The sequence below is a fragment of the Ruminococcus difficilis genome (assembly GCF_016680995.1).
The window spans coordinates 1-4,871 of the sequence record NZ_JAEQMG010000199.1; the positions used below are offsets into that span (position 1 = coordinate 1).

Genomic DNA, 4,871 nt, shown 5'->3' on the forward strand with positions numbered 1-4,871 from the left:
TGCGGTATACGCCTACTGCAATCTTCACAGCCTTTGGAAAGCATAATCACACCGGAAAGTATCATCGCATGAAAACGTTATACTATTTCGGGGGTTCAAGTCCCCGACGCAAATCCGCCTGAACTTTCTGTTGCAATCCGAACCCTTGATGATTCGGACACCAACAGGAAGTTTTCTTTTTGTTAGGAATTATTCGGGTTTTCGGGTGTCTCTTATGACGTTTTTATTTGGACACGAAAACCAAAATCGTTTAAAATCGAAACCAAAAGAAGAAAAATCACTGAATCCGAACCCCTGACTATTCGGACATTAATCGCCGTTTTCCGCTTGTTTACTGAAATATTCCGCTTCTTTTTGAGACGGTGTCTTGTATTTGTTCTTTGAGTGAGGGCGCTCCTCGTTATAAAATTGAATATAGTTTTTCACCGCCGTTCTGAATTCTTTTTCAGAGCGGTATTTTGTTCTGTAAAGCTCCTCGCGCTTCATATTTGAAAAGAAGCTCTCCATGACGGAGTTGTCATACGGAATGTGCGGTCTTGAAAATGACTGTGTAACCCTGAGCTTTTTCAAATAGTCCCGAAAAGATTTGGAAGTGTAATTACTTCCGTTGTCGGTATGAAAAATCAGATTCTCATCAGGCTGCCGCGATTCATACGCAAGCTTGAAAGTGCTCTTCGTCAGCTGTGTGCTGTTTTTACCTCCTATCTTATATCCTACAACCTTTCTTGCGCACAAGTCGACTATAACACAAATATAATAATATTTCTCGTTATACCTAAAGCAGGTAATATCGCTGACCCACACCTCATTCGGGCGCGTCGTATTGAACTTCTGATTCAGATAATTCTTGTTCTTACTTTTCTCTTTGTCGTAATAATCCTTCGCACCTTCACGGATACTGATAAGCCCCATATCCTGCATAAGCTGCCTGACCATTCCCTCGGTTATCTTTATTCCCCGCGATCTTAAAGTGGCTGCAATTTTCGGTGAACCGTAAATCTGGTGCTTGTCATAATAGATTTTTTGTATCTCTTCGCGAAGACTCTCACGTCGTTTCGCATACCACGCGTTGTCTCTTTTATTCCGCTTGATATGGTTGTAAAACGTACCGCGCGGAACCATTAACGCATCGCAGAGATTGTGAACATTATATTCTCCATACAGTCGCTCCAATTCTTCCAATCTAATCTGAGTCGGTATGTTTTCTACGTCAAAGACTTTTTGCATAATCTCAATTATTGTTGACAGACGGATAATCTTTCGCTCCAGATCGTTAACGGTTTTCTTATTAACAGGTTTGTTTTCCGACTCACTCTGAGAAGCTTTTAACCATCCATAAATCGTACTTCGGGCAACGCCTGTTGCTTCGGTCAGTTCTGCGACAGACTCACCGTTGAAATATCGGTTGATAATACTTTCTTTTGTTTCAAAGCTGATTTTTTTCAAAATGTATCAGCCTCCTTTCACAAGGAGAATGATAACATAAAAATGCCTAATGATAAATTCAGGGATAATTTCTATCCAAAATTTAGTAGTATTATTTCCGCTTGACTAACAAACAAAGCGTAAGTATAATATGAATAGCCGATGTAATTCTAATCAATAAGGAGGATGTGCCGATGATTTCAAGATTGATAGCCGAAGCAACTGAATGTGATTTTAAGGTTGCTTTGGAAAAGCGCAAGCCGAAGAGCTGGCTCAAAAGCGTAAGCGCGTTTGCGAACGGTATCGGTGGTACATTGTTCTTTGGAATCGACGATAACAGAAACATCATCGGTTTAGAGGACACGCAGGGTGACGCGGAAGCTATCAGCCGTTCGATCAAGGAGCGCATTACTCCTGTTCCGAATTTTGTATTATCACCGGAAATTGAGAATGACAAAACCATTCTTGTTTTAAGCGTTTCATCAGGACGAAATACGCCGTACTATTACAAAGCTGACGGTATTATGGAAGCCTATATTCGTATTGGCAACGAAAGCGTCGTTGCTCCTGATTATGTTGTCAACGAATTGATTTTAAAAGGTGAAAACCGTTCTTATGATTCACTGTCAACCGATAAGAAAAAATCCGATTACAGCTTCACGCTGTTGGAAGCCACCTATCTTGAACACACCGGTCTGCATTTTGAAGCGTCCGATTATATTTCATTTGGCCTTGCGAACGAAGACGGTTTTCTAACCAACGCCGGTAGACTGATGACCGACCAGCACAACGTTTACAATTCCAGAATATTCTGTACAAGATGGAATGGTTTAAATAAGGGCTCCATCTTTGATGACGCTCTTGACGATAAAGAATATGAAGGCAATTTGATTTATCTTCTGCAAAGCGGCTGTGAGTTTATCCGCAACAACTCAAAGGTGCGTTTTGAAAAGAAAGCCCGCTACCGCGTTGATAAGCCGGATTACGCAGACCGCGCAGTCACGGAAGCTTTAGTAAACGCCCTGATTCACAGAGATTATCTGGTGTTGGGCAGTGAAATTCACATCGATATGTTTGATGACCGTGTTGAAATCTATTCTCCGGGTGGTATGTACAGAGGTCAGCAAATTCAGGAACGCAATATTCTTGAAGTCGGTTCCATACGCCGTAATCCCATTATTGCCGATTTGTTTCACCGTATGAAGTATATGGAACGGCGCGGAAGCGGACTGAAAAAGATTATCGACGAAACCGCAAAGCTGCCCGGATATACGGATAGTTTGAAGCCTGAATTTCGTTCAACTCCGTCGGAATTTCATGTGACTTTGAAGAATGTGAATTATTCCGGCGAGAATTCTGTACAGGGTCCGAATAACAGTCAACAGAGCATAACCGACCAAATTCTTGAATACTGTACAGAGCCGAAAACAAGAAAGGAAATCTGTGATTATCTGGATTATAAAAATCTTTCATATTTTTCAAAGCACTATCTAAAGCCGCTAATTGCCGAAGGTAAATTAAAAATGACAATACCTGATAATCCCAAGAGTCAAAAGCAAAAATATGTAACTGCTTAAAACTATCGCAAACCATTTCATGGACACACATAGACACACATAGTCACTGACTGACCAAGATAGTGACTATGTCGAATCCTTCGGGGGGTCTGTCCCAAATTCTGTGTAAACTCTAAATCGCAGTGCAAAATAGAGCAAAAATTATTATTCTGGGGCGTAAGCCCCTTGTCAACATTATAAGCGGGAAACGGAATGCATGTCAAGGGCGGCGGCTCGAGCCGCCGTTCATTTTACCCTTGACGTGCAGGCCGTTTTCTGCTACTTGGGCTACTCGGGGAGCCTCTCCTCGAAGAAGATCGTCAGTTGGGCATAAATCTTGCTCCAGTCCTGTCGGCGTCCCGTCCATTTTTTGGTAATGTCCATCATTGCCAGATAAAGCATCTTCAAGAGGCTGTCATCTGTGGGGAAAACGGACTTGGATTTTGTCACCTTGCGGAGCTGACGGTTAAATCCCTCGATAGCGTTCGTGGTGTAAATCAGTCGCCTGACCTCCTGCGGGAATTTGAAATAGGTGCTCAAATTAGCCCAGTTATCCCGCCAAGACTGCGAAATCTTAGGGTATTTTTTGTCCCAGTGTTCCGCAAATACATCCAGCGCGTTGAGTGCTGTTTCTTCGTCCACGGCGGCATAAACGGCTTTCAAATCAGCCATCAGTGCCTTCAAGTCCTTGTACGACACATACTTGCTCGAGTTACTATCGATGATTGTTCTGACATTTCATCTACTGACCATACTCTAAAAGAAGTATTTTTTACACTTTTAATATAAAACTCGTCATAATTATAACCGGATTCAATACCATCTTTATCAACTGATCTTCCTCTTACATCTATACTTTCATTATCTTTTATATATTCCGATATACAAAAACAAATGTACAGTTTTAAGTTCTCAATTGAATCAACAGTATCATTGTACATTATTTCATCCTTGTTGATAGCATCATACAACTGACCTAATGATTCAAAGAAAAAGTGATTAGGAGCGGTTTTGCAAGCCGAATTAAATCCGCTATCATTGCTAATTATGGCAACTTGTTCCTCTTCACCGAATCTTTCTCTAATCTGACAAGCTATAAATGCATCAGGGAATTCTTTTCTCTTTTTTTCACCTGATTGAAAAGGTGGTTTAATTTGAAAATAATCGTTTATTATTGAATCTAAATTGATTAACTCTGATTCAAGTATTTCTGCATTGATTGATTTAATATAGTCATCAAATAATTCAATACTCTTCTTCACCAATTCATCTTTATTATCAATAACCAATAATCTATCTAAGCCAAGATATTTCACAAGATGTTCAGAGGTTTCATTTAAAATGTCCGCCCTAAGATTTCTTGAGATACTCAATATTTTTTTAGTTTGTGCAGCAAGGTGGCGTTTCGCTTCTTCTATCACAATATGACTCAAGACTACTTTTACCTTACCTCTTTTAACAAAATCCACGAGTAACGAAAGGGTACTTTTCTCTGAAAAATCATATTTTGCAGCATCAAAAATATTGGTATCAATTGTTACAGCTAAAGGATACTTTATCATTATATTTCATCTCCATAAATTGTATAGATTAGGTAATAATTCAATTATATCATATGCTAAACTGTTTTTCTACCATTACCAAAAAACAACAAAAAACGCCGTTCCAGCTTTTACACTGAAACGGCGTTCTGATTTTGTATCAGAGAACACATTTCACGGCAAAACCGCCGCTGAAAAAGTAGGTGTTCATCCAATACCCGTTTGGTGGAGATAACGGGGCTCGAACCCGTGACCTCTTGACTGCCAGTCAAGCACTCTCCCAGCTGAGCTATACCCCCATGCTAATGATTGAATTGAAGCACGCCGCAGCAGATCGGAAGAGCGTCGT

At 40.4% G+C, this 4,871-nt stretch carries 3 protein-coding genes, 1 tRNA gene and 1 pseudogene; 1 reads left to right on the top strand and 4 read right to left on the bottom strand.

Features of this window, described 5'->3' with window-relative positions:
* Nucleotides 1-309 precede the first annotated feature (309 nt).
* Nucleotides 310-1,446 (bottom strand): IS3 family transposase, encoded by a 1,137-nt coding sequence (locus JKK62_RS17075; protein WP_201428972.1) that lies wholly within the window; start codon nucleotides 1,444-1,446, stop codon nucleotides 310-312.
* A 173-nt stretch (nucleotides 1,447-1,619) separates the two neighbouring features.
* On the opposite strand from JKK62_RS17075, the gene JKK62_RS17080 reads away from it, so the two are divergent.
* Nucleotides 1,620-3,002, top strand: a complete 1,383-nt coding sequence (locus JKK62_RS17080) for an ATP-binding protein (protein ID WP_201428973.1) — start codon at nucleotides 1,620-1,622, stop codon at nucleotides 3,000-3,002.
* A gap of 267 nt (nucleotides 3,003-3,269) precedes the next feature.
* Here JKK62_RS17080 and JKK62_RS17085 read toward each other — a convergent pair.
* The 3 genes and pseudogenes from JKK62_RS17085 to JKK62_RS17095 all read right to left on the bottom strand — a co-directional run.
* Nucleotides 3,270-3,695 (bottom strand): annotated as a pseudogene (locus tag JKK62_RS17085) (transposase); the annotation flags it as partial.
* Nucleotides 3,662-4,543 (bottom strand): PIN domain-containing protein, encoded by an 882-nt coding sequence (locus tag JKK62_RS17090; protein ID WP_201428974.1) that lies wholly within the window; start codon nucleotides 4,541-4,543, stop codon nucleotides 3,662-3,664. The pseudogene JKK62_RS17085 and the gene JKK62_RS17090, both read right to left, overlap by 34 nt.
* 202 nt (nucleotides 4,544-4,745) lie before the next feature.
* Nucleotides 4,746-4,821 (bottom strand) — tRNA-Ala (locus JKK62_RS17095).
* Nucleotides 4,822-4,871 lie beyond the last annotated feature (50 nt).